1 protein-coding gene is annotated in these 398 nt (G+C 52.8%); it reads left to right on the plus strand.

Annotated elements, in window-relative coordinates; all coding sequences use genetic code 11:
- Positions 1 to 47: 47 nt before the first annotated feature.
- A partial coding sequence (locus tag D7Y13_RS44400; protein ID WP_500683219.1) for a dioxygenase family protein occupies positions 48 to 398 on the plus strand: 351 nt, incomplete at its 3' end.

Here is a 398-nt window from a genome sequence, read left to right on the forward strand (position 1 = left end):
GAGTTTAACATCGTACTGAATGGCCGTAAACAGACCCCTTTTGAGTGATGGAAACCGAACGACTCCGACAAACACCTTCGCAGACCCTCGGCCCGTTTTCGGCTTATAGCCTGACCGCCGAGCAGTACGGCTATCCATACAACAGCATCGTGAGCGGCTCGCTTATCAGTGAGGCCACGTCCGGCCAGTACGCTGATAACGAGCGAATTTACATTACGGGCCGGGTTCACGATGGCAACAGCGATACTATCGTCGATGCCTTAGTCGAACTCTGGCAGGCCGACGCGCGGGGAACCTACCGGAGTTTATTGATTGACAAAGTAGAAGAACCTCATTTTACGGGGTTTGGGCGATTAGGAACTGGTACTAACGCTGAACACCGCTACACTTTTACGACC

It is taken from the genome of Corallococcus praedator, assembly GCF_003612125.1.
In the GTDB taxonomy this organism is placed as follows: domain Bacteria; phylum Myxococcota; class Myxococcia; order Myxococcales; family Myxococcaceae; genus Corallococcus; species Corallococcus praedator.